The organism is Bradyrhizobium sp. CCGB01 (genome assembly GCF_024199795.1).
In the GTDB taxonomy this organism is placed as follows: domain Bacteria; phylum Pseudomonadota; class Alphaproteobacteria; order Rhizobiales; family Xanthobacteraceae; genus Bradyrhizobium.
Window position 1 is genome coordinate 6804511 of sequence record NZ_JANADK010000001.1, and the last position, 20840, is coordinate 6825350.

Genomic DNA, 20840 nt, shown 5'->3' on the forward strand with positions numbered 1-20840 from the left:
CTTAGGTGGCGTGGCCGAGCTCGCTGCAACTGCGCAGCATGTCGTCGGAACCCGTGTCGTTGGCGAGAATGGCGAACAGATCGTTGTCGTTCGCCATGGCGGACTTCTTCTTGGATTCCAGCACCAGCACCGACTGCACCGACTGGTGGTCGCATTTGCGGTAGTGCTGCGGACCCTTGGTTAAATCGTATTGCAGCTTCTCCAGGGCATCGACGACCTTGTCGGTGTCGGTGCCTCCGGCAGCCTGCATGGCTGCAAGCAGCGATCCGACGCCGGAATAGCCATAGGCGCCGTAATCTGTCGGGATCGCACCGCCATTGGCGGCCTTGAACGCCGCGTTGAAGCTGGCTGCCGACTTGCTCTGAGTCTCCAGGCCCCAATAGTAATTGGCGCCGCCGACCACGCCCTCGAACACGTCGGGGCCGACCGCGAGCCGCTGGTTGTGCAGGATCACCGGCACGACGATCTTCATCTGCTGCTTGACGCCGAAATCAACGGCCTGCTTGATCGCGTTGGCCTGGTCGCGGCCGAAATTGGAGATGCAGAGCACGTCCGGTCGCATCGACATCAGGCGCGGCATGAAGGTGGAATAGTCGGCGGCGCCGAACGGATGCAGGATCTCGCCGACATTGTCCGCGCCGATCGCCGCTTGCGCGCGCTTGAAGCCGCGCAGCATCTCATGGCCGTAGGCGTAGTCGGCGACCAGATGAGCGACCTTCGTGCCTTTCTTCAGGGTCTGCCGCGCAACGGCAGCGGTGGTCATGTGCGGGTTCAGTGCCTCATGAAAAGTGTATTTGCTGAAGTCCTTGGCCTCGTTGATGGTGTCGGACTGGCTGATCGAGACGTAGATCACGCCGCGGGCGCGGGTGACTTCGTTGACTGCGAGCTGCACCGCGCTGGAGAGCGCGCCCACCACGGCGTGGACCTTGTCCTTCTCGATCAGCTCGAGCGTGCGGGTCGCGGCCTCGCCGGCATTGAGCTTGTCGTCACGCACCAGCAGCTCGACCTTGCGGCCACCGATGCCGCCCTTGTCGTTGACGAGCTTGACGGCGAGTTCGGCGCACTTGACCTGATCGCGCGCTTCCGCGGCGAACGGGCCGGTGAGCGGGGTCGGAAAGCCGATACGGATCGTCTCGTCCGCGGCGCGGCCGAGCCGGGGCATGGCGAGCAGCGCCGCGCTTGCCGACAGGCCGGCGAGCGCGGTGCGGCGGGATATTTTCGGGATCGAACCGGATTTGCGCATGATTTCCTCCAACTGTCTTTTTCAGGGGTCTTTTTTCTAGAAACGTTTCAGGGCTTTCAGGATTTTTGCGGGCGTGATCGGGATCGAATTGATCGTCACATCGAACGGGGCGAGCGCATCGTTGACGGCGTTGAGGACGCAGGCGGAGGCGGCGGCGGTGCCGGCCTCGCCAACCCCCTTGGCACCGAGCTCGGTGTCGGCGGTCGGGGTCTCGACGTGGCCGATGACGATGTCGGGCATCTCCATCGGCATCGGCACGAGATAGTCGGCGAGCGAGCCGTTCACGAGCTGGCCGGTCTCGCTGTAGCGGCATTCCTCGAACAGCGCCGCGCCGAGCCCCTGCACGATGCCGCCGCGGAGCTGCTCGTCCACCAGCATGGGATTGATGACGCGGCCGCAATCCTCGACGATGAAATGCTTCAGCACTTTGATGAAGCCGGTCTCGACATCGACCTCCAGTGAGCAGCCCTGGATGCCGTTGGTGAAGGCGAACGGATAACCTTGCGGTGCGAAGTGATGGCTGACGGTAAGCTGCGCCTGCGTGCCGGGCGGCAGCGTGTCGGAGCGGAAATAGGCGATGCGTGCAATCTCGGAGATTGGCATGCGCTGGTTCCGCGTGCCTGCGTCGACGACCTCGCCATCGACGATGTCGAGCGCCGACGGCTGTTCCTGGAGGATGAGCGCGGCGATCTCCAGAATGTTGCGCTTGAGCGCGCGGGTTGCCTGGAGCGCGGTCTCGCCGCCGATGCCGGCGCCGCGGCAGGCCCAGGTGGCGCCGCCATGCGGTGTCACCTCGGTATCCCCGGTGATGACCTTGACGTGCTCCTGCGCGAGGCCGAGCTGATCGGCAACGATCTGGCTGATGATCGCCTCCGTGCCCTGCCCCTGCTCGGTCACCGAGATCAGGCAGCGCACCTCGCCCGACGGCGTCAGGCTGAGGATCGCGCCGTCCTGCGAGGAGATGCGCGCACCGCCGACGCCATAGAAGGCGGGGCCGGGATTGGTGATCTCGACAAAGGTCGCGATGCCGATACCACGATAGACGCCACGCTTGCGCAAGTCCGCCTGCTCGGCGCGCAAGCGGTCATAGTCCATCATCTCGTGCAGGCGCTTCAGGCAGGCCTGATGCGACAGCGCCTCGAAGCGATAGCCGGTCGGCGAGGTCTGCGGGTAGGCATCGTCGGCGATCACGTTCTTCGCTCGCATGGCGAAGGGATCGAGCCCGACCTTCGCGGCGGCCATATCGACCAGCCGCTCCGTCACGGCGCAGGCGATGGGATGACCGACGGCGCGATACTGGCTGGTCTGCACCTTGTTCTGGAAGATCACCTCCAGCGTCGCGCGGTAGTTCTTGAAGCGGTAGGGCGCGCCGATCAGGCGGATGACCTGGTTGCCCTCGACCACGCTGGTGCGCGGATAGGTCGAGAAGGCCCCGATCGCGGTCAGGTCCAGCACGTCCATCGCCAGGATTTCGCCCTTGGCATCCAGCGCCATGCGTGCGTGCACCCGATGGTCGCGGGCGTGAATGTCGGAGACGAAGGACTCGATGCGGTCGGCAACGTACTTCACGGGATGGCCGAGCAGGATCGAGAGGCCGACCACCGCCATATCCTCGTGATAGACATGCAGCTTCATCCCGAAAGAGCCGCCGATGTCGGTGGCGATCACGCGAACGCGGGCTTCCGGGATGCCATAATGGCGGGAGTAGAGGTCCTGGAACTGATACGGCGTTTGCGTCGCGTGATGCACGGTAAGCATGCCCGCGGACGGATCGTAGTCGGCAACGATGGCGCGCGGCTCCAGCGTCACCGCGGTATGGCGGCCGAAAGAGAATTCTTCTTCCACCACGTGGGCTGCATGCGCAAAGGCGTCGTCAACAGTGCCGCTATCGAGTTGGCTGCGGAAGCAGGTGTTGTTGGCACTGCCGGGATTGACGAGGGGACCGCCGGCCTCGCGCGCGCCGTCGATATCGACGACGACGGGAAGATCCTCGTAGTCGATCTCGATCAGCTCCAGCGCATCTTCCGCGATGGCCCGGCTTTCGGCGACGACGGCGACCACGGCCTGCCCGGCCCAGACCACGCGGTCGAGCGGCAGCGGCAATTGCGGCGCCGAGGTCATGCCCTTGAAATGGTCGAGCGTGCCGGTCCAGGGCGTGCAGACCTTTGCGAGATCGGCTCCGATGGCGACGAGGTGCACGCCTTCGAGCGCGCGCGCCTGCTCGGTATCGATCGAGACAATCTTGGCATGCGCATGCGGACTACGCAGAAATGCGGCGTGGAGCATGCGCGGCAGCCTGAGGTCGCTGACATAACGCCCTCGCCCGGCCAGCAGGCGCTTCGCGTTCGGCCGCGGCACGGAGCGGCCGATATAGGAATTCGGGCGGTCGAGCGAGGTCAGCGGCGCACTCATGTCGCGCCTCCGCCTTCGCTGCGCGCTTTCGCCACGGCGTCGATCGCATCAACGATCGCTTCATAGCCAGTGCAGCGGCAGTAATTGCCCGACAGCGCGTCGCGAATCTCCTCGCGGCTCGGCTGCGCCACCAGCGACAACAGTTCGTGCGCATTGACCAGCATGCCGGGCGTGCAGAAGCCGCATTGCAGCGCGTTGCGGCGATGGAATTCGGCCTGGAGATCGGCGAGCACGCCGCTCTCGGTGAGCCCTTCGATGGTCTCGATCTTCGCGCCATCGGCCTGCACCGCGAACATCAGGCAGGAATGCACGGCGCGGCCGTCGAGCTGCACCAGGCAGGCGCCACAGGCCCCCATCTCGCAGCCGGCATGCGTGCCCGTCAGTTCGAGCTCGTTGCGCAGGCAATCGACCAGCGTCTCCCGCGGCGCGACCTCGCAGGCGACCTTGCGGCCGTTGACGACGAAGCGGACCCGCACGATCTCGTCGGCCTCTTCGAGAAGCGTTTCGTCGAAGCCGCTCATGCGCCCTCCCCCAGACGTCCGAGCAGGCGGCCGAGCAACACGCGGGCGAGATGCAGCCGCATCGCCGGCGGCACCTCGTCGCTCTCTGGCGGCGCAAGATCACGCTCGAGTGCGGCCTGCGCGGCTGCGATTCGTTCCGCGCCCAAGCCCGAGCCGATCAAGGTTGCTTCGGCGCTCCTCACCCGCGTCGGTGTGTTGCCGACCGAGAAGAAGGAGATGCGGATGTCGTCGATACGTTCGCCGATAAAAGTCGCGAGCATCCCGCAACCGACCAGCGCATAATCTCCTCGCCGGCGCGCCAGTTCATCGAACGCAAAGCGTTGATCGGCCTTGAACAGCGGAACGTAGATCGCGGTGATGAGCTCGCCGGGCTGCAACGCCGTCTCGAAGAGGTCGATGAAGAAGTCGTCAGCCTTGACACGCCGATGACCTGCGGGACCAGCGATCTCGATCTCGGCATCGAGCGCCAGCGTCATCGCCGGAAATTCGGATGCGGGATCGGCGAGCGCGACACTGCCGCCGAAGGTGCCGCGATTGCGGATCGCGGGATGGGCAACGAACGGCGCCGCCGCGTGCAGCAGTGGCGCGAACTCGGCGATCAGCGGCTCGCTCAGCATTTCGCAATGCCGCGTCAGCGCACCGATGCGCAGATAACCGCCTTCGCGCCCGACGCCGCGCATCTCGGCGATGTGAGTAATGTCGATCAGCAGCCGCGGCGCCTGCAGCCGCAGCGACAGCGCCGGCACGAGGCTCTGGCCGCCGGCAATGAAGCGCGCGTCATCGCTGGCGCGCGCGTGAGCATCCAGCGCCTGGTCGATCGTAGCCGCCCGAAAATAGCTGAAAGCCCTCGCCTTCACTGCCGTTTCCTCGAGATCCGTCGGCTCATCAGCCGGGATGCCAGATTTGTAACCATCTGGTCTCAAAATCCTGACACGACCCAGATAGCCGGTCAACAGGAAATGACCATTTGGTCACAAATGCGCCTTGGGCTATGAAGGCTGTGAGACGTGCGATTCAGCGACGAAATGGCCCGAAAAGCGCAGAAAACGGCGAAGCGACCGGTCCGACGCCGGACCGAGACTGGCGGCAAGTCCGCGCCAAAGCGCCGCAACATGCGTGCGGCCGATCGCGAACGCGCGATTGTGGACGAGGCGATCCGCTTCTTTGCCGAGCGCGGCTTCGAGGGCCAGACCCGCGAGCTCGCCAGGCGGATGGGCATCACGCATTCGGCGATCTATCGCCACTTCCCCAGCAAGGAAGCGCTGATCGAGCGCGTTTACCAGGAGGTCTATCTCAGCCGCTGGTCGCCCGACTGGGGTCCGATGATCCGCGACCGCTCGCTGCCGCTGGAGGCGCGGCTGACGCGCTTCTACCTCGACTATGTCGAGCGCGTGTTCGAGTACAATTGGGTGCGGATCTTCGTCTTCTCCGGCATGAAGTCGTTCGGCATCACCGGCCGCTATCTCGACATCGTCAGGCGCGAGATCATCGAGCCTGCGGCGGCCGAGCTGCGCCACGATCTGGAGCTGCCCGATGCGAAGGCCCATCCGCTCGGCGCGCGCGAGACCGAGCTGTTCTGGGGCCTGCACGGCCGCATCTTCTATCTCGCCATCCGCAAATTCATCTACGAGACGCCGATCCCGCCCGATCTCGACGCGATCGTCCGCGACGCCGTTCAGACTTTCATGGACGGCGCGAAGATAACGATGCCAAAGCTGCTGCTCAGCGGCTAGCTACTTTGCCAGGCTCGGCAGATCGAGCCCCTTGTCCCGCGCGCAGTCGATCGCGGTCTCGTAGCCTGCGTCGGCATGGCGCATGACGCCGCTGGCGGGATCGTTCCAGAGCACGCGCTCGATCCGCTTGGCCGCTTCCGGCGTGCCGTCGGCGACGATCACCATGCCGGCATGCTGCGAATAGCCGATGCCGACGCCGCCGCCGTGATGCAGCGAGACCCAGGTCGCGCCGCTGGCGCAATTGAGCAGCGCGTTGAGCAACGGCCAGTCCGACACTGCGTCTGATCCGTCCTTCATCGCCTCGGTCTCGCGATTGGGGCTTGCCACCGAGCCGCTGTCGAGATGGTCGCGGCCGATCACGATTGGTGCTTTCAGTTCGCCGCGCGCCACCATCTCGTTGAAGGCAAGGCCCAGGCGATGGCGATCGCCGAGGCCGACCCAGCAGATCCGCGCCGGCAGGCCCTGAAACTTGATGCGCTCCTTCGCCATGTCGAGCCAATTGTGCAGATGCTTGTCGTCAGGCATCAGCTCCTTGACCTTGGCGTCGGTCTTGAAGATGTCTTCGGGATCGCCCGACAGCGCGGCCCAGCGGAATGGACCGACGCCGCGGCAAAACAACGGACGGATATAGGCGGGCACGAAGCCGGGGAAATCGAACGCGTTCTTCAGGCCCATGTCCTGCGCCATCTGGCGGATATTGTTGCCGTAGTCGAGCGTCGGAATGCCCTGCGCATGGAAATCCAGCATGGCCTGGACGTGCTCGACCATCGAGGTTTTCGAGGCCCGCTCGACCGCCTTCGGATCGGAGGCGCGCTTGGCTTCCCAATCGGCAAGCGTCCAGCCCTTCGGCAAATAGCCGTTGATCGGATCATGCGCGCTGGTCTGGTCGGTGACGATGTCGGGCTTGACGCCGCGGCGCACCAGTTCCGGAAAGATCTCGGCGGCATTGCCGAGCAGGCCGACCGAGACCGCCTTCCTCGTCATCGCGGCCTCTGCCATGATCGCCAGCGCTTCGTCGAGCGTTGCGGCCTGGCGATCGAGATAGCCGGTGCGCAGCCGCATCTCGATGCGGCTCGGCTGACATTCGACCGCCAGCATCGAGGCGCCGGCCATGGTCGCGGCCAGTGGCTGCGCGCCGCCCATGCCGCCGAGACCTGCGGTGAGTATCCATTTGCCGGCAAGGCTGCCGCCGTAATGACGCCGGCCGACCTCGACAAAGGTCTCGTAGGTGCCCTGCACGATGCCCTGGCTGCCGATATAGATCCAGGAGCCCGCCGTCATCTGGCCGTACATCATCAGGCCCTGGCGATCGAGCTCGTTGAAATGATCGAGCGTCGCCCAGTGCGGCACGATGTTGGAGTTCGCGATCAGGACACGCGGCGCGTCGGCATGGGTACGGAAGACGCCGACCGGCTTGCCGGACTGGACCAGCAAAGTCTGGTCGGCTTCGAGCTTGCGCAAGGCCGCCGTGATGCGGTCAAAGCTTTCCCAGTCGCGCGCGGCGCGGCCGATGCCGCCATAGACGACGAGCTCGCTCGGGCGTTCTGCCACGTCAGGATCGAGATTGTTCATCAGCATGCGCAGCGGCGCCTCCGTCAGCCAGCTCTTGGCGCTGATGTCGCTGCCGCGGGGGGCGCGGATGGTGCGGTCATTGTCCAGTCGGCGGTTCATGCGGAGCACCTCTTCGGGCAAATCTTGTTCAGTCGAGTCTCGGAAATGGATCAGCGGCAAGCGTAGCGATCGCGGCGGCCGGCAACGCATCGGCTTCGATCAGCGCGGCGGCCTTGGCGAGGTCGCCGGCCATGTAGCGGTCGGCGCCGAGCGCGGGCACCTGTTCGCGAAGGGCGGCGATGACGGCAACGAGTGGCGCGCTGGTCGTATGCGGCGCGCGCAGGGTGATGCCTTGCGCGGCGACCAGAAGCTCGATGCCGAGGATGGCAGCAAGGTTGTCGGCCATGTCCGACAGACGCCGTGCGGCGTGCGCGGCCATCGAGACATGATCTTCCTGGTTAGCGCTGGTCGGGGTCGAGTCGATCGAGCAGGCGAGCGCGCGCTGCTTATTCTCGGCGTAGAGCGCGGCGGCCGTGACCTCGGCGATCATGAAGCCGGAATTGATGCCGGGGTCAGGCGTCAGGAACGGCGGCAGGCCGAAATTCAGCGCGGGATCGACCAGCGTCGCGATGCGCCGCTCGCTGATCGCGCCGATCTCCGACAGCGCCAGCGCAATGGCGTCCGCCGCAAAGGCCACCGGCTCGGCGTGGAAATTACCGCCGGAGACGATCTCGCCGGTCTCGACCAGCACGAGCGGATTGTCGGTGACGGCATTGGCTTCGACCATCAGGGTCCGAGCGGCCTGCGTGATCAGATCGAGCGCAGCGCCCGCGACCTGCGGCTGGCAACGCAGGCAATAGGGATCCTGCACGCGCTCGTCGCCGTCGAGATGCGACAGGCGGATGTCGCTGCCATCGAGCAGCGCGGTCAGCGTCGCGGCCGCCGCGATCTGGCCGGCATGACCGCGCAGCGCCTGGATTTCAGGCCGGAACGGCGCGGTCGAGGCCATCGCGGCATCGACCGACAGTGCTCCGGTCACCAGCGCAGCGCGCGCCAGGCCAAAGGCACGCAGCACGCCGGAGATGGCATAGGCCGTCGAGAACTGCGTTCCGTTGATCAGCGCGAGACCTTCCTTTGGGCCGAGCGTCAGCGGCGCAAGGCCGGCCGCGGCCAGCGCCTCGCCGCCGGAGACAGTCTTGCCATCGACGATCGCCTGCCCCTCGCCGATCATCACCGCTGTCATGTGCGCGAGCGGCGCAAGATCGCCAGAGGCGCCGACCGAACCCTGCTGCGGCACCAGCGGTGAGATGCCCCGCGCCAGCATGGCCTGCAGCTGCTCGATGACCGCGCGACGCACGCCGGAGGCGCCACGCCCGAGCGAGATGATCTTCAGCGCCATCATCAGGCGGACGATTGGCTCTGGCGTTCCCGGCCCAACACCACAGCAATGCGACACGATGAGATTGCGCTGGAGCAATGCGGTCTGATCAGGCGGAATGCGCTTGGAGGCCAGCTTTCCGAAGCCTGTATTGATGCCGTAGACAGGGGCGTCGGCCCGGGCGGCCTTCGCAACGATCTCCGCGGCCGCCTCGACGCGCGGCCAGAACGATGGATCGAGCACGACGGATCGTCCGGCGAGCACGCGCGCGAGATCGTCGAGCCCGACTGTCCCCGGCTTGACGACGATCGCTGCGCCCTGCGCCATCACTGTCCCCTCCACACCCGGCGGTGCAGCGGATTGAAGCCGATGCGGTAGACGAGCTCTGCGGGACGTTCGATATCCCAGATCGCGAGATCACACCATTTGCCGGCCTCCAGCGTGCCGGTTTCGTCCAGCATGCCGAGCGCTCGCGCACCTTCGCGGGTGACACCGGCAAGGCATTCGGCCACATTCATCCGGAACAGCGTCGCGCCCATGTTCATCGTGAGCAGGAGCGACGTCAGAGGCGAGCTGCCGGGATTGCAATCGGTCGCAAGCGCCATGTGAACGCCGTGCTGGCGGAACGTCTCGACCGGCGGCTTCTGCGTCTCGCGGATGAAGTAGAACGCGCCGGGCAACAGCACGGCCACAGTACCCGCCTTCGCCATCGCGGCGGCTCCAGCTTCGTCGGTATGCTCGAGATGATCGGCCGAGAGCGCAGAAAATTTTGCCGCGAGCGCCGCACCACCAAGGTTCGACAACTGGTCGGCGTGGAGCTTGACCGGCAGCCCAAGCCCCCTCGCCGTCTCGAACACGCGCGCGGTCTGCTCAGCTGAGAACGCGATGCCTTCCATGAACGCATCGACGGCATCGGCGAGGCCGGCCTTCGCGGCCGTGGGCAGCATCCCCTTGCAGACGAGATCGATGTAGCGATCCTTGTCACCGTCGGCTTCGACCGGCAGCGCGTGCGCGCCGAGAAACGATGTGCGGATCGCAACCGGCCGCTGGCGGCCGAGACTGCGCGCGGCGGAGAGCTGGCGCATCTCGGTCTCGGCGTCGAGGCCATAGCCGGACTTGATCTCGATCGTGGTGGCGCCCTCGCCGATCAGCGCATCGAGCCGCGGCAACGCGCTCGCGACGAGCTCGGCTTCGCTCGCCTTGCGGGTCGCCGCCACCGTCGAGACGATACCGCCGCCGGCGCGTGCGATCTCCTCATAGCTCGCGCCCTTCAGGCGCAGCTCGAATTCGTGAGCGCGGTTCCCGCCATAGACGAGATGCGTGTGGCAATCGACGAGACCTGGCGTGATCCAGCGCCCCTCGCAATCGATGCGCTTGATCGCGTCCGCATCAGCGGGAAAATCCGCCGCCGCGCCTGCATAGACAATGTGGCCGCCGCGCGCGGCGATCACGCCATGCTCGATCTCGCCGAGATCGGGACGGTCCGCCCGCAACGTGGCGAGCCGGGCATTGTGCCAGATCCGGTCGAAGCGCTCTGCCATGCGGTGGTCCCTTCGCGCTGGGATGCTTGACTTATATGTCTAGACATATAATCGTGGGACGGTTCTGTCCAGCCGGCGTGTCATCATGTCCCGACTGCATTTCGCCTCCGCCCTCCTGCCCTCGGGCTGGGCCAATGACGTGCAGGTGGTGATCACCGCCGGCGCGATCGCGGAGGTGACGCCGAACGTGGCGCCGGCCGCCGGCGACGAACGCCACGGTATCGCGCTTCCGGGATTGGCGAGCCTGCACAGCCACGCCTTTCAGCGCGGCATGGCAGGACTTGCGGAACTGCGCGGTGATAGCACCGACACGTTCTGGACCTGGCGCGAGACGATGTATCGCTTCGCGCTGTCCATGTCGCCGGAAGACGTTACCGCCGTCGCGACACTGCTTTATGTCGAGATGCTGGAGCAGGGTTTTACCCGCGTCGGCGAATTCCACTATCTGCATCACGACCGCGACGGTTCGCACTATGCCGATCTCGGCGAAATGGCCGCGCGCATCGCACAGGCTGCCGAAGCTTCAAGCATTGGCCTGACGCTGCTGCCGAGTTTTTATGCGCATGGCTCCTTCGGCGGCGCGGCGCCGCATGACGGTCAGCGCCGCTTCATCTGCTCGGTCGATCAGTTCGCCGCGCTGATGGCTGCGTCGCGCAAGGCGATCGCGGCATTACCGGGCGCCAATATCGGCATCGCGCCGCACAGCCTGCGTGCGGTGACGCCGGACGAGCTCGCGGCGATCATTCCGCTCGCCGATGGCGGGCCGGTGCATATTCACGCCGCCGAGCAAGTGAAGGAAGTCGAAGATTGCCTCGCATGGTCGGGCCGGCGTCCGGTGCAATGGCTGCTGGAACACGCGCCGCTCGACCAGCGCTGGTGCCTCATCCACACGACCCATACGACGGATGAGGAAGTCACGGCATTCGCGAAGACCGGTGCGGTAGCGGGCCTCTGCCCCATCACGGAAGCAAGCCTCGGCGATGGCATCTTTCCGGCGCGCGAGTTCGTCGATGCCGGCGGCGCGTTCGGTGTGGGCACCGATTCCAACGTGCTGGTCGGCGTTGCCGACGAGCTGCGCCAGCTCGAATACGGCCAGCGGCTGAAACACCGCCAGCGTAACGTGCTCTCCGGCGGCGCGGGCCGCTCGACCGGACGCACCCTGTTCGATCATGCGCTCGCGGGCGGCTCGCGCGCACTGGCCCAGGCGGCGGTTGGCCTCGCACCCGGCGCACGCGCCGACATCGTCACGCTCGACACGGCACATCCGTCGCTGGCTGGACGTCAGGGCGACGTCGCCATCGACGGCTGGATCTTTGCGGCAGGCAGCGGCGCGATCGATTGCGTCTGGGCTGGCGGCCACAAGGTCGTCGAGAGCGGACGACACAGACTGCGACAGACCGCGCGCGGACATTTCAACGCGGCGATCCGGAGGCTCGTTGCATGAGTCTCGCCACTGATACACCGGATCAGCCGACCCTCTACAAGCGCATCCGCGCCGACATCGAGAAGCGCATCCTGACCGGCGAATGGCCGCCCGGGCATCGCATCCCGTTCGAGCACGAACTGGTCGCGCGTTACGGCTGCTCGCGCATGACCGTGAACAAGGCGCTCTCGGAGCTGGCGCAGGCCGACCTGATCGAGCGGCGGCGGCGCGCCGGCTCCTTCGTACGCCGGCCACAGCATCTGTCGGCCGTGCTGAAGATCGCAGACATTCGCGCCGAGATCACCGCGCTTGGCCGCGGCTATGGCTACGAGCTGATCGGTCGCAAGCTGCGCGCGGCGACCGCGGCCGACCGCGAGCGTCTCGGCGTCAAGAAGGCCGGCAAGGTGGTCGCGATCACCTGCCGCCACAGCGCCGACAAGGTGCCGTTTGCCGTCGAGGACAGGCTGATCGATCTTGCGTCCGTGCCGGATGCGGCGACCGCGGATTTCTCGCGGGAGCCGCCCGGCTCGTGGCTGCTTCATCATGTCCCATGGACAGAGGCCGAGCATACGATCAGCGCCATTGTTGCGGACGATCGCACGGCGGAAGCGCTCGACATCGCCGTCGGCGCGCCCTGCCTCGTGATCGACCGCTATACCTGGCGCAGTGCGCGCACGATCACCGCCGTGCGCCTGCTCTATCCCGGTGACTCTCACCGCCTTGTCGCCCGATTCAAAGGAGGCTGAGAGAACGATGTCGGCACAGATCGTGCAACGCTTCGGGCAACGGTCCATAGGGACCGACAGAGATCAACAGGACGTCAATCCATCGATCGGCAAGAGGACGACAATCATGCGTAGTTCGACAATTTTTGCGGCAATCATTGCGCTTACGGCCTCCACTCCGGTGCTCGCCGACGACGTTAAGGTCGGCATCGGCATCTCCGGATGGACCGGCTTCGCGCCGCTGACGCTGGCGAAGGAGGCGGGCATCTTCAAGAAGAACGGCCTCGACGTCACCATCAAGAAGATTCCGCAGAAGGACCGCCACCTCGCGATCGCCTCCGGCGACGTCCAGTGCGCCGCAACGACGGTCGAGACCTGGATCTCCTGGAACGCCAACGGCGTTGCGACCAAGCAGATCTTCCAGCTCGACAAGAGCTTTGGCGCCGACGGCATGGCGGTACGCAACGATCTCGCCGCGATCAAGGATCTGAAGGGCAAGACCGTCGCGGCTTCCGCGCCCGGCACCTCGCCCTATTTCGCGCTGGCGTGGATGCTCAAGAAGAACGGTCTGTCGGTGAAGGACGTCACCGTCGTCAACCTCGAGCCCGCCGCGGCTGCGCAGGCTTTCGTTTCCGGCCAGAACGATGCCGCGATGACCTATGAGCCGTATCTTTCGACGGTTCGTGCCGCACCCGACAAGGGCAAGATCATCGCAACCACGCTCGACTATCCCATGGTCATGGACACCTTCGGCTGCACACCGAAGTTCCTCACCGAGAACCCGAAGGCCGCCAAGGCGCTCGCCGACAGCTATTTCGAGGCGCTCGACATGATCGCCAAGGACCAGGCCAAGGCCTACGAGATCATGGGCGCCGACGTGAAGCAGACCGGCGAGCAGTTCGGCAACTCGGCGAAGTATCTGCGCTGGCAGGACAAGGCCGCGAACCAGAAGTTCTTTGCCGGCGATTTCCTGACCTTCAACAAGGAGGCCGCCGAGCTCCTGCTCGAGATCGGCATCATCAAGGCCGCGCCGAAGGTCGAGGACCTCTTCGACGCCAGCTACATCAAGTAAACCTTCTCGGAGCTGCCGGCCCCGTCTCCCGACGGGGCCGGCAAATCTGTTCACCGCCCGGATAGATCGTTGATGCGTCCCCTAGATCCCGTGACATCGAAGCAGCGCGTGGCTTATGGCCTTGCGTTCTTCGTGGTGTTCGTTGCCCTCTGGTCGTGGGCGACGTTTGGCGGCTATGTGTCCAAAACCTTCCTCGCCAACCCGCTGACCATGGTGCAGGAAGGCTATGACCTCCTCGTCAAGCAAGGCTTCGTGTTCGATATCGGCATGACGATCTGGCGCGTCGTTGGCGGCTTTGCGCTCGCCGCGATCATCGCGGTGCCGCTCGGCGTTCTCATGGGCGCCTACAAGCCGGTCGAAGCCTTCCTCGAACCGTTCGTATCCTTTGCGCGCTATCTGCCCGCTTCCGCCTTCATTCCGCTGCTGATCCTGTGGGCCGGCATCGGCGAATTGCAGAAGCTGCTCGTCATCTTCATCGGGTCGGTATTCCAGGTCATCCTGATGGTCGCCGTGACCGTCGGCGCGACCCGGCGGGACCTGGTCGAAGCAGCCTATACGCTGGGGGCCAGCGACCGCGGCATCATCCGCCGCGTGCTGCTGCCTTCCTCCGCGCCCGAGATCGCGGAGATCCTGCGGCTGGTGCTCGGCTGGGCCTGGACCTACGTCATCGTCGCCGAGCTGATCGGCTCGTCCTCGGGCATCGGCCACATGATCACCGACAGCCAGGCGCTGCTCAACACCGGCCAGATCATCTTCGGCATCATCGTGATCGGGCTGATCGGCCTCCTCTCGGACTTCATGTTCAAGGCGTTCAACGCCTGGCTGTTTCCGTGGAGGCTCGCATGACCACGCTGAAGATCGAGCAGGTCTCGCGAACCTTCCCCGCGCGCCACGGCAATGCGCCGACCAGCGCGCTGGAGCCGACCGATCTCGTCATCGGCAACAACGACTTCGTCACCATCCTCGGCCCCTCCGGCTGCGGCAAGTCTACGCTGCTGCGCATCGTCGCCGGCCTCGACCGTCCGACCAGCGGGCGCGTCACGCTCGACGGCCGCGAGGTCACCGGCCCGGGTGCCGATCGCGGCATGGTGTTTCAGTCCTACACGCTGTTTCCATGGCTGACCGTGCGCGAGAACATCGCGTTCGGCCTGCGCGAGCGCGGCGTGTCGGAGGCGGAGCGACACAAGATCGCCGACGCCTTGATCCGCCAGGTTGGCCTCACCGGCTTCGAGAATCACTGGCCGAAGCAACTCTCCGGCGGCATGCAGCAGCGCACCGCGATTGCTCGCGCGCTCGCCAATGATCCCAAGATCCTGCTGCTCGACGAGCCCTTCGGCGCGCTGGACAACCAGACCCGCGCCCTGATGCAGGAGATGCTGCTCGGGATCTGGGAGCGCGACCAGAAGACCGTGCTGTTCGTCACCCACGACATCGAGGAGGCGATTTTCCTTGGCAGCCGCGTCATCGTCATGAGCGCGAGACCCGGCCGCATCAAGGCCGAGATCAATGTGGACCTGCCCCATCCGCGCTCCTACAAGATCAAGACCACGCCCGAATTTGTCCAGTTGAAGGAACGGCTGGTCGAGGAGATTCGCACCGAGGCGTTGAAGGTTGCCGAACATGCCTGACACCAAGCCGCACGCTGACGGGAAACGCGTTCTCGCCGATCTCAACGCGCTCCGCGCCATCGGCGCCTACAAGACCGGCGTACATAAGCCGACCTTCTCCGAGCCGCACAGGCTTTCGCTGGACTGGCTGGTGCAAAAGCTGCCCGAGGCCGGCCTTTCGGCCACGATTGACGGCATCGGCAACGTGTTCGGCACCAGCGCGAAGCCTGGACCGAAGCTCTTGGCGGGCTCGCATCTGGAAAGCCAGAACTACGCCGGCTGGCTCGATGGCCCGCTCGGTGTCGTCTATGCGCTCGAAGCAGCCCGCGTGCTCAATGCCGATCCCGCGCTCAAGGGCGCGGTCGAGGTCGCCGCATGGTGTGATGAGGAAGGTCATTTCGGAAGCTTCCTCGGCTCGCGCTCCTATGTCGGGCAGGTGACCGAGGCCGAAATCGATGCCGCGCGCGACCGCACCAGCGGACGTACGATGCGGGACGCACTCGGCGACATGGGGCTCGCGGGGCGCACGCGCGTCGCCGTCGAGCCGCGACGGCACGTCGGATATCTGGAAGCGCATATCGAGCAGGGCGACACGCTAGAGAGCGGCCGCCTTGCGGTCGGCGTCGTGACCTCCATCGTCGGCATCTGGCAGTACCGCATCAATTTCACCGGCGAGCAGAATCACGCCGGCACCACGCGCATGGCGGTGCGCAAGGATGCAGGGCTCGCGCTGGCCAAATTCTGCGTGGCGATCGACGAGCGCTTTCCGGACGCGTGCGGTCCACGCACGGTCTGGACCACCGGCCGCATCACCCTCGATCCCGGCGCACCGAGCATCATTCCCGGCGGCGCCGAAATGCTGTTCCAGATCCGCGACGACAATCCTGCCGTCATCGCGCGGCTGGAGCAACTGCTGCGGACCATGGCGGACGAGGCCAGCGCGAAGGGCCCGTGCACCGTCAACGTGGAGAAGATCCGCACCGGCGCACCCGCCATGATGAACGCGGGCATTCAGGACGCCATCGACGCCGCCAGCAAGGCCCTTGCCGAAGGACGGTCCATCCGCATGCCGAGCGGCGCCGGCCACGACGCGCAGATGCTCGCGACCGTCATGCCCGCGGGTATGCTGTTCGTACCGTCGATCGGCGGGATCAGTCATCACTGGACCGAGAACACCGCCGATGCCGACATCGTGACGGGCGCGCAGGTGTTCGTCGATGCCTGCCGGCGAATCCTCGGTGGTTAGAACGACGTCCCGCCGCCGAACCTGAACTCCTGCACGATGTCGTACTTGCCCTTCGTGATCGGCACGGCATAGTCGAAGCGCAGCGGGCCGAACGGCGATGCCCAGATCAGGCCGACGCCGACCGACGAGCGCACCGTGTTGCCGTCGTCATATTGCAGTCCGCAGGTCGGGCAGGCCTTGGTGTTGACCTCACCGGTGGCCGTCCACGACGTCGGCCCCTGGTACCCCCAGAGCGAGCCGGCATCGGCGTAGATCGCGCCCTTCAGCCCGACCTCCTTGGGCAGGAACCAGAACGGCATCTGCAATTCCATCGACGCGCCCCAATATTTCGTGCCGCCGAGCGCATCGCCGCTCGCGCCCAGGCTCCAATACGTGATGTCGCGCGGACCGATTCCGTTGGAGGCAAAGCCGCGCACGAGGTTCGGGCCCATCTGGAAGTGATCCAGCATGCGCAGATCCTGGTTGCCGAGCTTGCTGAGCAGACCGCCCTGGAGGTGGATCACGCTGACGATCTCGGAGACGAGCGGCGTGTAGTATTTGGTGTCCAGCGCGGTCTTCAGATAGGTGACATCGCCACCGACACCGGCGAAATCCTGGCGGAAGTCGACCAGCAACCCGTCCGTCGGATTCTTGGTGTTGTCGAGCGTGTTGTAGTTCAGCGTGTAGCCGAGCGCCGAGGTCCAGCTCGCGCCGTTCGCCAGTTCCTTGCGAACCGGCAGGCTCGACTCGCCGTCGCCGTAGCAGCCATAGCCATAGACGCCCGAGCTCGTGGAATTGGTCGGGTCCACACCGCCCAGCACGTTCTGGATGTAGGCCGGCGTCGGATTGAAGGCGAGCGAGGTGTTCGACGCGTTGTTGTTGCAATTGTTGTAGGCGCTGGCGAGCGTGATGCTCTGCTGATAGAGCGAATAGCGGAGCTGGAGCGAGAGATCCTCGCGCAATGCGAGCCCGATGCGCGGCGAGAAGCCCAGCGTCGTCACGCCGTAGCTCGTATAGCTGTTCGACAATTGCTGGCGCCAGTAGGTGTCGAATCCGAGCGCCATCCGGTAGTCGAGCAGATAGGGCTCGACGAACGACAGCGAGATGCCGCGCGCATACTGGCCGTAGCTGACCGACGCCTTGGCGAAGAGCCCTTTGCCGAGCAGATTGCGCTCGGAGATCGAGACTTCGGCAAGCGCGCCGTCGGTCGTGGAGTAACCGCCCGAGATCGAGAAGTCGCCGGTCGATTTCTCTTCCATGTCGACGATCAGGATCACGCGATCGCTCGACGAGCCGGGCTCGGTGACGATCTTGACGCTCTTGAAATAGTCGAGGTTCTTCAAGCGCCGCTCGGCGCGGTCGACCAGCGCCCGGTTGTACGCATCGCCCTCGGACAGGTCGAATTCACGCCGGATCACGTAGTCGCGCGTGCGCGTGTTGCCGCGAAGGTTGATGCGCTCGATATAGGTGCGCGGGCCCTCGTCGACGTTGAACACGACAGACACCGTATGCGCTTCGAAATTGCGGTCGCCGCCCGGCCGGACAACGGCGAAGGCATAGCCGCGACGCGACGCCTCGACCTGCATCTCCTCGACCGATTTCTCGACCGCTTCGACGTTGTAGAGCGAGCCGGCATTGACGCGCGAGAAGCCGCGCAGCGAGGCCGCGTCGAAATTGGCAATGCTGGAGCGAAAGTCGACCGCGCCGACGCGGTATTGCTGCCCCTCCTCGATCTTGAAGGTGACCAGAAAGCCCTTCTTGTCCGGATCGTATTCGGTGAGCGCGGCCACGACCTGGACGTCGGCAAAGCCATTCTTGAGATAGAAGCGGCGGATCAGGTCGCGGTCGGATTCGACGCGATCGGGATCATAGATGTCGTTGTTGCCGAGGAAGCTGAGCAAATTGCTCTCGTGCGTCTTGATCACGTCGCGCAGGCGTGAGGCCGAGAAGGCGCCATTGCCGATGAACTCGACCGACTTGACGCCGGTCTTGGCGCCTTCCTCGACCGTGAAGATGAGATCGACGCGGTTGCTCGGCTGTTCGATGATTTCGGGCGTGACGCGCACGTCGTAGCGGCCGGAGCGCCGATAAATTTCGGCGATGCGCAGCGTGTCCGACTGGACCAGTGCCCGTGAGAAGGTGCCGCGCGGCTTGGACTGGATTTCGGCCGAGAGTTGCTCGTCCTTGATCTTCTTGTTGCCCTCGAAGGCGATGCGCCCGATCACGGCGTTTTCCACCACCGACACCAGGATGCGGCCGCCGTTGTGGCTGATCTTCACGTCTTGAAACAGGCCCGTCGCGATCAGGGCCTTGAGCCCCTCGTCGATCGCCGGTTGGTCGAGGCGCCCACCGGAGCCGGGCCGGAAGTAGGAGCGGACCGTCTCGGCCTCGACGCGGCGGTTGCCTTCGACGACGATGACCTCTGCCGTTTGCGCGGCCGCCGGTTGCGGCAACAGGGCAAGCGAGCTTGCAATCGATACGCCGCTCATCGCCACGACGATCAGCCAGGTCCGCAAAAACGACATTCCACACCTCAAGAACACCCACCTGCTCTGAAACGAGACGGCTGTGGCCGCGGTGTGGCTTTAAGATTGCTGTACTGTTTCCGGTCGTTGAATTTGATTGACTGATCAGCGATGTGACCATCGCGGCCAGAACGAGCGCGCGCCGTCGGCCGCGACCGAGGGACATTGCAGCTACCGCATACGCGGCTTTCCACGCAGGCGTTCAGCAACATCGCGCAACGTCGGGCTTCTTTACAGGCACACGAGCCGGTGCGAGAGGCGACGGCATCAGAAACTCGCATGGGAATTTGCCGATGAACGCGATCGTCATGAGAACGGTGCTGCTTGCCCTCCTTGCCTCACCCCTCTCGGCTCATGCCGCGACGGCAGGCAAGCACGACCGACAACAGACGACAGAGAGCGCGGTGTATGAATACGGCGCGCAGGGCCCCAACCGTTCCTACCAGTCCGGTCCGCGCACCCGTATCTATGTGAGCAAACGGTCCTGGCTGGATGGAGGCACCGAGGTGCTGCCGGGCGAGCGAAAATTCACCGACTACGCCTTGCCGCCCGGCACTTCGTTCGCGCGTGGGAATAACAACCGGCCGCTCGATCGTCAGCCGCTGAGCCCCGACTCGGATCTGGGCGGATTTGCGCAGCGAATTCCGATTTCGTGGTAAGCGGACTCTCTCTCGTGTCCCGGTTCTGCAGCGCATAGCGCTGCGTCCGAGACATGCCGTCAGCAAGAGGGGTGACGTGATCGTGCCGACCGTCACCGGCAAGATCTATAATCACTCCAAGCGGAAGAAGGAAAAGCGCGCGGTGTTGGATGGCGTAGACGCGGAGCTGACGCGGATCATAAAGGAGCCGCAAAGGCGCGTCCGCTAGGAGCCGTCGGAGCCGAACGTGATGACGATTGTGAACCAAGCCGTTGCGAAAGAAGAGAACGCCAGGGATCTAACAAGTGAGCCACCGCGCGCGTCGAGCAAGACACTTTCATCTGCGGCATGCGTCAATGTGCCTGTCTTTCCCGTAACAGTACTCGCATTGCTGCATTCTCGAGGAATGCCCCCCGTCGTCGATGGTCAAGGTTGGCACGCCAAGCCGTGCAAAATGGCGTATACTCGCAAACCGGTAGTATTATAGCCTGACAAAAAAAGCCCCTCGGAACAAATGCAACGCAGCGTCCTACGCCGGGAGGACGTCGCGATGCAATTGTGCATCACAACCAGAGGGGAAGTTGTTATGAAGCGACGTTCATTGCTCTTGGCATTGTGTTCTTCCGCTTTCATCTCTGCACCGGCACTCGCCGATGAGGTCAAGCAGGAGGCCGAAAAGTTAGCCATCGCCTACACCGACTGCGTCGCCAAGAAAGACGCGCCTTGTGTCGCTGCGCTCTATACAAAGGACGGGGTCCAGATCAACCCGGGCGGTGTGTTTTCCGATCTCAAGACCGTATACGAGAACAACTTCAAGAACGGCACCGATCATATTGAGATCAGAGTCGGCAACATGTCGGTCATCAACAACGATCTGGTCGTATCCAACGGCGAGACCGACATCTTCGGCAAGGATCCTAAGAGCGGCGACGCCACCAAGGTCACGGTGTTCTGGGGCGCCATCAACATACGTGAAGGAGGCGCTTTAAAAATCCGCCAGTTGACCGTCGGCATGAAGCCGCCCCCAGCTAAGGAAGCCAGCGCCGAGAAGAAGTAAGACGTCATAATGTCATAAGTGACCGGGCGCCCATCCTCTTTTGAGGGTGGGCGTTTGATCTTGTTGCACGGCTTAGGGTCGGCGGGGTTGTCAGCGGCGACCAACTGCGCCAGTGATCCAACCGCAACAGGATTTGGCCTTACTTGGATGGTCGGAACATCGGCCGAATTTGTCATGCCACCCCTGCGC

General features: G+C 64.7%; 18 protein-coding genes. 10 read left to right on the forward strand and 8 right to left on the reverse strand.

Translation table 11 applies throughout. The features are described 5' to 3' along the window. Nucleotide 1: 1 nt before the first annotated feature. Genes NLM25_RS31880 through NLM25_RS31895 form a run of 4 tightly spaced genes read right to left on the reverse strand, consistent with a single transcriptional unit; the run spans nt 2 to nt 5033 of the window. Complete coding sequence (locus NLM25_RS31880; protein ID WP_254139657.1) at nt 2–1243, reverse strand: ABC transporter substrate-binding protein; 1242 nt, start codon at nt 1241–1243, stop codon at nt 2–4. 36 nt (nt 1244–1279) lie between these two features. Continuing rightward, entirely contained in the window at nt 1280–3655 is a 2376-nt protein-coding gene (locus NLM25_RS31885) for a xanthine dehydrogenase family protein molybdopterin-binding subunit (RefSeq protein WP_254139658.1), read from the reverse strand. Continuing rightward, nucleotides 3652–4176, reverse strand: coding sequence for a (2Fe-2S)-binding protein (locus NLM25_RS31890; protein WP_254139659.1), 525 nt, complete (start codon nt 4174–4176; stop codon nt 3652–3654). Before NLM25_RS31890 ends, NLM25_RS31885 begins: the two co-directional genes overlap by 4 nt. Next, entirely contained in the window at nt 4173–5033 is an 861-nt protein-coding gene (locus NLM25_RS31895; protein WP_254139660.1) for a xanthine dehydrogenase family protein subunit M, read from the reverse strand. Before NLM25_RS31895 ends, NLM25_RS31890 begins: the two co-directional genes overlap by 4 nt. A gap of 255 nt (nt 5034–5288) precedes the next feature. On the opposite strand from NLM25_RS31895, the gene NLM25_RS31900 reads away from it, so the two are divergent. After that, nucleotides 5289–5909: a TetR/AcrR family transcriptional regulator gene (locus NLM25_RS31900; RefSeq protein WP_254139661.1), complete on the forward strand. Its 621-nt coding sequence runs from the start codon at nt 5289–5291 to the stop codon at nt 5907–5909. Here the strand turns inward: NLM25_RS31900 and hutU are convergent, their stop codons facing one another. Genes hutU through hutI form a run of 3 tightly spaced genes read right to left on the reverse strand, consistent with a single transcriptional unit; the run spans nt 5910 to nt 10379 of the window. Next, entirely contained in the window at nt 5910–7580 is a 1671-nt protein-coding gene (hutU, locus tag NLM25_RS31905; protein ID WP_254139662.1) for a urocanate hydratase, read from the reverse strand. A 28-nt stretch (nt 7581–7608) separates the two neighbouring features. Then, nucleotides 7609–9168, reverse strand: a complete 1560-nt coding sequence (gene hutH / locus NLM25_RS31910; protein WP_254139663.1) for a histidine ammonia-lyase — start codon at nt 9166–9168, stop codon at nt 7609–7611. Beyond that, nucleotides 9165–10379 (reverse strand): imidazolonepropionase, encoded by a 1215-nt coding sequence (gene hutI / locus NLM25_RS31915; RefSeq protein ID WP_254139664.1) that lies wholly within the window; start codon nt 10377–10379, stop codon nt 9165–9167. The genes hutH and hutI overlap by 4 nt, the downstream gene beginning before the upstream one ends. 85 nt (nt 10380–10464) lie before the next feature. Here hutI and NLM25_RS31920 point away from each other — a divergent pair, with 85 nt between their 5' ends. The 6 genes from NLM25_RS31920 to NLM25_RS31945 all read left to right on the forward strand — a co-directional run bounded on the left by NLM25_RS31920 (nt 10465) and on the right by NLM25_RS31945 (nt 16452). Continuing rightward, a complete protein-coding gene (locus NLM25_RS31920; protein WP_254139665.1) occupies nt 10465–11823 on the forward strand; it encodes a formimidoylglutamate deiminase in 1359 nt (452 codons plus the stop codon). Beyond that, complete coding sequence (gene hutC, locus NLM25_RS31925; RefSeq protein ID WP_254121658.1) at nt 11820–12548, forward strand: histidine utilization repressor; 729 nt, start codon at nt 11820–11822, stop codon at nt 12546–12548. Before NLM25_RS31920 ends, hutC begins: the two co-directional genes overlap by 4 nt. Nucleotides 12549–12654: 106 nt before the next feature. Then, entirely contained in the window at nt 12655–13599 is a 945-nt protein-coding gene (locus tag NLM25_RS31930; protein ID WP_254139666.1) for an ABC transporter substrate-binding protein, read from the forward strand. Nucleotides 13600–13671: 72 nt separating this feature from the next. After that, the gene (locus NLM25_RS31935) at nt 13672–14445 is read left to right on the forward strand and encodes an ABC transporter permease (protein WP_254141305.1); all 774 of its coding nucleotides are present in this window, start codon (nt 13672–13674) and stop codon (nt 14443–14445) included. Next, a complete protein-coding gene (locus NLM25_RS31940; protein ID WP_254139667.1) occupies nt 14442–15227 on the forward strand; it encodes an ABC transporter ATP-binding protein in 786 nt (261 codons plus the stop codon). Before NLM25_RS31935 ends, NLM25_RS31940 begins: the two co-directional genes overlap by 4 nt. Next, a complete protein-coding gene (locus NLM25_RS31945; RefSeq protein WP_254139668.1) occupies nt 15220–16452 on the forward strand; it encodes a Zn-dependent hydrolase in 1233 nt (410 codons plus the stop codon). Before NLM25_RS31940 ends, NLM25_RS31945 begins: the two co-directional genes overlap by 8 nt. Here the strand turns inward: NLM25_RS31945 and bamA are convergent. Next, complete coding sequence (bamA, locus tag NLM25_RS31950; protein ID WP_254139669.1) at nt 16449–18956, reverse strand: outer membrane protein assembly factor BamA; 2508 nt, start codon at nt 18954–18956, stop codon at nt 16449–16451. The two genes, NLM25_RS31945 and bamA, sit on opposite strands and share 4 nt — an antisense overlap. A 293-nt stretch (nt 18957–19249) precedes the next feature. Here bamA and NLM25_RS31955 point away from each other — a divergent pair, with 293 nt between their 5' ends. The 3 genes from NLM25_RS31955 (at nt 19250) to NLM25_RS31960 (ending at nt 20651) form a co-directional block, all read left to right on the forward strand. Beyond that, entirely contained in the window at nt 19250–19615 is a 366-nt protein-coding gene (locus NLM25_RS31955; protein ID WP_254139670.1) for a hypothetical protein, read from the forward strand. A gap of 76 nt (nt 19616–19691) precedes the next feature. Beyond that, the gene (locus tag NLM25_RS43955) at nt 19692–19823 is read left to right on the forward strand and encodes a hypothetical protein (RefSeq protein ID WP_256570769.1); all 132 of its coding nucleotides are present in this window, start codon (nt 19692–19694) and stop codon (nt 19821–19823) included. Nucleotides 19824–20180: 357 nt separating this feature from the next. Then, nucleotides 20181–20651, forward strand: a complete 471-nt coding sequence (locus NLM25_RS31960; protein ID WP_254121664.1) for a nuclear transport factor 2 family protein — start codon at nt 20181–20183, stop codon at nt 20649–20651. Nucleotides 20652–20840 lie beyond the last annotated feature (189 nt).

Coding starts and splice junctions, on each gene's coding strand:
- NLM25_RS31880 (WP_254139657.1), bottom strand. CDS start 1,243: ATGCGCAAATCCGGTTCGATCCCGAAAATATCCCGCCGCACCGCGCTC.
- NLM25_RS31885 (WP_254139658.1), bottom strand. CDS start 3,655: ATGAGTGCGCCGCTGACCTCGCTCGACCGCCCGAATTCCTATATCGGC.
- NLM25_RS31890 (WP_254139659.1), bottom strand. CDS start 4,176: ATGAGCGGCTTCGACGAAACGCTTCTCGAAGAGGCCGACGAGATCGTG.
- NLM25_RS31900 (WP_254139661.1), top strand. CDS start 5,289: ATGCGTGCGGCCGATCGCGAACGCGCGATTGTGGACGAGGCGATCCGC.
- hutU (WP_254139662.1), bottom strand. CDS start 7,580: ATGAACCGCCGACTGGACAATGACCGCACCATCCGCGCCCCCCGCGGC.
- hutI (WP_254139664.1), bottom strand. CDS start 10,379: ATGGCAGAGCGCTTCGACCGGATCTGGCACAATGCCCGGCTCGCCACG.
- NLM25_RS31920 (WP_254139665.1), top strand. CDS start 10,465: ATGTCCCGACTGCATTTCGCCTCCGCCCTCCTGCCCTCGGGCTGGGCC.
- hutC (WP_254121658.1), top strand. CDS start 11,820: ATGAGTCTCGCCACTGATACACCGGATCAGCCGACCCTCTACAAGCGC.
- NLM25_RS31930 (WP_254139666.1), top strand. CDS start 12,655: ATGCGTAGTTCGACAATTTTTGCGGCAATCATTGCGCTTACGGCCTCC.
- NLM25_RS31935 (WP_254141305.1), top strand. CDS start 13,672: ATGCGTCCCCTAGATCCCGTGACATCGAAGCAGCGCGTGGCTTATGGC.
- NLM25_RS31940 (WP_254139667.1), top strand. CDS start 14,442: ATGACCACGCTGAAGATCGAGCAGGTCTCGCGAACCTTCCCCGCGCGC.
- NLM25_RS31945 (WP_254139668.1), top strand. CDS start 15,220: ATGCCTGACACCAAGCCGCACGCTGACGGGAAACGCGTTCTCGCCGAT.
- bamA (WP_254139669.1), bottom strand. CDS start 18,956: ATGTCGTTTTTGCGGACCTGGCTGATCGTCGTGGCGATGAGCGGCGTA.
- NLM25_RS31955 (WP_254139670.1), top strand. CDS start 19,250: ATGAACGCGATCGTCATGAGAACGGTGCTGCTTGCCCTCCTTGCCTCA.
- NLM25_RS31960 (WP_254121664.1), top strand. CDS start 20,181: ATGAAGCGACGTTCATTGCTCTTGGCATTGTGTTCTTCCGCTTTCATC.